General features: G+C 62.4%; 6 protein-coding genes. 2 read left to right on the forward strand and 4 right to left on the reverse strand.

All coding sequences use genetic code 11. The annotated features are described in order from the left end of the window. A partial coding sequence (locus WS95_RS29040; protein ID WP_131932302.1) for an SDR family NAD(P)-dependent oxidoreductase occupies positions 1-145 on the reverse strand: 145 nt, incomplete at its 3' end. A 165-nt stretch (positions 146-310) separates the two neighbouring features. Between WS95_RS29040 and WS95_RS29045 the strand changes: the two genes are divergently transcribed. Together WS95_RS29045 and WS95_RS29050 are read left to right on the forward strand one after the other, a co-directional pair. After that, a complete protein-coding gene (locus tag WS95_RS29045; protein WP_059827528.1) occupies positions 311-1282 on the forward strand; it encodes a potassium channel beta subunit family protein in 972 nt (323 codons plus the stop codon). Between the two features lie 105 nt (positions 1283-1387). Beyond that, positions 1388-2233 carry a 23S rRNA (adenine(2030)-N(6))-methyltransferase RlmJ gene (locus tag WS95_RS29050; protein ID WP_059827530.1) on the forward strand — a complete coding sequence of 282 codons (846 nt, stop codon included), beginning with the start codon at positions 1388-1390 and terminating at the stop codon, positions 2231-2233. 15 nt (positions 2234-2248) lie between these two features. On the opposite strand, the gene WS95_RS29055 is transcribed toward WS95_RS29050, so the two are convergent. The 3 genes from WS95_RS29055 to cueR form a co-directional block, all read right to left on the reverse strand. Next, a complete protein-coding gene (locus tag WS95_RS29055; protein ID WP_082747026.1) occupies positions 2249-2617 on the reverse strand; it encodes a hypothetical protein in 369 nt (122 codons plus the stop codon). Between the two features lie 114 nt (positions 2618-2731). Beyond that, positions 2732-2878, reverse strand: coding sequence for a DUF3563 family protein (locus tag WS95_RS34345; RefSeq protein WP_006478295.1), 147 nt, complete (start codon positions 2876-2878; stop codon positions 2732-2734). 215 nt (positions 2879-3093) lie between these two features. Next, positions 3094-3498, reverse strand: coding sequence for a Cu(I)-responsive transcriptional regulator (cueR, locus tag WS95_RS29060; RefSeq protein ID WP_059827532.1), 405 nt, complete (start codon positions 3496-3498; stop codon positions 3094-3096). Between the last annotated feature and the right edge of the window lie 323 nt (positions 3499-3821).

Below are 3821 nucleotides of genomic sequence, written 5' to 3' on the forward strand. Positions count from 1 at the left end.
CGGCGACCGCGTTCGCGCCGTCCTGGTTCAGGTCGGCGATCGCGACGGCCGCGCCTGCCTTGGCCAGCTCCAGCGCGATTTCCTTGCCGATGCCGCTCGCGGCGCCCGTGACGACGGCGGTCTTGCCGCTCAGATCTGCTGCCATGTCCTTCTCCTCCCGTTGTCGGATCGATAAAACACGCGCCCGCCGCATCCGCGCTCATCGCGAAATCGTATCGGCGTGCCAGCCGTCATTGTGCACGATCGGCCCCGCCGTTCGCGCGCAAAACGTCTAAGCTTAAAGGTCGATTCCGTTCGACAGGAGGTTCTCATGCACTATCGACGGCTAGGCCGCTCCGGCCTGCAGATCAGCGAGCTTTCCCTCGGTTCGTGGGTGACGTACGGCAATCAGGTCGATCAGCGGGTCGCGCGCGAATGCCTCGCCGCGGCCCGCGACGCGGGCGTCAATTTCTTCGACAACGCCGAAGTCTACGCCGGCGGCAAATCCGAGGAAATCATGGGTCACGCGCTCAAGTCGCTCGACTGGCCGCGTATCAGCTATATCGTGTCCACGAAGTTCTTCTGGGGGCTCGCGGAAGCCCCGAACCAGTATCACACGCTGAACCGGAAATACCTGCTGAACGCGATCGACGGCTCGCTGCGCCGGCTGCAGCTCGACTATGTCGACCTCGTCTATTGCCATCGGCCCGACCCGCATACACCGATCGAGGAAACCGTCTGGGCGATGAGCGACATGATCGTGCGCGGCAAGGCGCTGTACTGGGGCACGTCGGAATGGAGCGCCGACGAGATCCGCGCAGCGTGCGAGATCGCCGAGCGGCATCATCTGCACAAGCCGGTCGTCGAGCAGCCGCAGTACAACCTGTTCCACCGCACCCGGGTCGAACAGGAATATGCGCGGCTCTACGACGATTACGGTCTCGGCCTCACGACCTGGAGCCCGCTGGCGTCGGGACTGCTCACCGGCAAGTACCGCAACGGCGTGCCGGCCGGCAGCCGCGCGCAGTTGCAGGGCTACGACTGGATGCGCGAACGCCTGACCGATCGGGCCGCCAACGACATCGTCGAACGGCTCGGCGAGATTGCAGCCGAACTCGGCTGCAGTACCGCCCAATTGGCAATCGCATGGGTGCTCGCGAATCCGCGCGTGAGTTCGGTCATCACGGGCGCATCGCGGGTCGACCAGATCGGCGACAACATGCGCGCGCTCGACGTTGCCGCGAAGCTGACGCCGGACGTGAAGCAACGCATCGAGGCGGTGGTCGGCGACGCATACGAGTAAGGCGACTCACGGCCACTCGCGTACAATACGCGGCCTCGGCGCCCGGCCTGACGGCCGCGCACGATCCGCTTTCATCGATTCACCTTTCGTTTCAGGCAGCCCGCCATGCTCAGTTATCGTCACGGTTTTCACGCAGGCAACCACGCGGACGTGCTCAAGCACGCCGTCGTCGTCCAGCTGCTGCGCTACCTGAACAAGAAAGATAAATCGTACTGGTACATCGATACGCATGCAGGCGCCGGCGTGTACTCGCTGCGCGACGGTTATGCAGCGAAGACGTCGGAATTCGATACCGGCATCGGCCGGCTGTGGAACGAAAAGAACCTGCCGGAGGCGCTGGGCGACTACGTGGATGAAGTCCGCGCGCTGAACGCCGACGGCGAACTGCACTTCTATCCCGGCTCCCCGTACATCGCATGGCGGTCGATGCGCGAGCAGGATCGGATGCGCCTGTTCGAAATGCACACGACGGAAATCGATGTCCTGCGCCACAATTTCCGCGACGCGGGGCGACGCGCGATGATCTTCGCCGGCGACGGCTTCGAAGGTATCAAGGCGCTGCTGCCGCCGCCGCCGCGACGTGCACTCGTACTGATCGATCCGTCCTACGAGGACAAGAAGGATTACGCGCGCGTGGTGAGTTGCATGACGGAATGCCTGAAGCGTTTCGCGACCGGCTGCTATGCCATCTGGTACCCGCAGGTCACGCGACTGGAATCGCAGCGCTTTCCCGAACAGTTGAAGCGCCTTCAGCCGAACAACTGGCTGCACCTGACGCTGACGGTGTCGAATCCGCCGACCGACGGACTGGGCCTCTACGGCAGCGGGATGTTCATCCTGAATCCGCCGTATACGCTCGCTCAGAGCATGAAAGAGGTACTGCCCTACCTGGTTGAGATGCTGGGTCAGGATAGCGGTGCCCGCTGTCAGATCGAGCACCGCGGAAACTGATCAGGCGACTGGTCGTTAGGGCTGCGGTCTAGGCGCGAGCCTCGGCTGGTTGGCCGGCTGCCCGCCCCAGGCGGGAACGTTGATATACGGCGCGACGAACAGCGGAACCGACGTGTTCGGCGCCTGCCCGGCCGGGGCCCGCATGCCTGCGGGCTCGACGATCGGCTCCGACGACAACGGTGCCGTCTGCAACACCAACCCGCCCTTGCCGTCCTGGATGCCGCGCTGCGTATCGAGAACGAGCGGCCTGGACGACGTCGCGGCACCGGCCGCGAGGCCATGAACGAGCACGGCCGCGCCCAGAACGAGACGCGCGCGAGCACGACGACGCACATCGACACGCAAATGCATGATCGTGTCCTTCAGGATGAAAAGCAGGTCCATACCATAGCGCTGCGCCGACGTTTTCGCCAGATCCGGCGCACAAAAAAACAAAGCCCCGTCAATACGGGGCTTGCTTGTCGTTCGGTGCCGCTCGGCACCTGACGGTGACTTCGATTACAGCGAGTAGCCGTTGGTTTCGAGCGAGCGGATGCGGCTCTCGAGCTGGACGATGTCCGACGACGTGGCGAGGTAAGCCTCACGGCGCTCACGTTCTGCGGATTCGAACCAGTTGCTCAGCTTTTCGACGATGTAGGCGATCATGACGTTCTCCAAGGAAGAGGGACCCCTGGTGAATCGAGATTCAGGGATTTCCCGTATAGGGTTATCCCGAATTATAGCGATGCCGCACCAAGATGCTAGTGAAATACGCGCATGGAGGCCATTCCAATTCGGAATGGCGGCAGTCGAGCCGCCCGTAACTCTTTGATTTTTAATGATATGGAGTCCGAGCCCGTTTTGAGACTCGAAGGTCCGCACTAATTTGGTTCGCTGACGGGGTCGGCCAGACGCGCCAAAATCGGGCATTCTGGTCGCCCGTCACCATGACAGTGCGCGGCCAGATCGGCCAGTGTGTCGCGCATGTCGCTCAGTTCCGCGATGCGTTTGTCGAGTTCGGCCACGTGCTCAAGCGCGATCGATTTCACTTCGGCACTGGCGCGGGAGCGATCCTGCCAGAGCATCAGCAGCTTGCGAATGTCTTCGGCGAGGAAGCCGAGTCGTCGCGCCTGGCGGATGAACCGCAGAATATGGATTTCGTCCGCGCCGTAGATCCGGTAGCCGGCATCGGTACGCTTGCTCGGCGCAAGAAGGCCGACTTGTTCGTAATACCGGATCATTTTCGCGCTGACTCCGGATTCGCGCGACGCGTCGCCGATATTCATTCCCCCGCCCTCTTCATCAAGCTCTGGTTTCGAACACGAATGTCGACGGATGCTCGCGTCGACGACACTTCGATCGTATCAAATCACGGGGTTTCGTTCCGAGGGAGAGCTTCGCAGGCAGCAGGAACGCAGATGACCGATCTGGCGCGTACGCGGTTGGTTACGAGAGTGAGCGCGCGTCGCCGGGCCTAGTCCACCGCGCCAATGCAAAAACCCCCGCCTTTCGGGCGGGGGTTTCTGGCTTAGGGAGCCTGACGATTACCTACTTTCACACGGGAATCCGCACTATCATCGGCGTAGAGTCGTTTCACGGTCCTGTTCGG

It is taken from the genome of Burkholderia sp. MSMB1826 (genome assembly GCF_001526325.1).
Classification (GTDB): domain Bacteria; phylum Pseudomonadota; class Gammaproteobacteria; order Burkholderiales; family Burkholderiaceae; genus Burkholderia.

What these genes read in the sequence shown, in the direction of transcription:
- cueR (WP_059827532.1), bottom strand. Translation starts at nt 3,498, where the DNA reads ATGAATATCGGCGACGCGTCGCGCGAATCCGGAGTCAGCGCGAAAATG.
- WS95_RS29055 (WP_082747026.1), bottom strand. Translation starts at nt 2,617, where the DNA reads ATGGACCTGCTTTTCATCCTGAAGGACACGATCATGCATTTGCGTGTC.
- WS95_RS29045 (WP_059827528.1), top strand. Translation starts at nt 311, where the DNA reads ATGCACTATCGACGGCTAGGCCGCTCCGGCCTGCAGATCAGCGAGCTT.
- WS95_RS29050 (WP_059827530.1), top strand. Translation starts at nt 1,388, where the DNA reads ATGCTCAGTTATCGTCACGGTTTTCACGCAGGCAACCACGCGGACGTG.
- WS95_RS34345 (WP_006478295.1), bottom strand. Translation starts at nt 2,878, where the DNA reads ATGATCGCCTACATCGTCGAAAAGCTGAGCAACTGGTTCGAATCCGCA.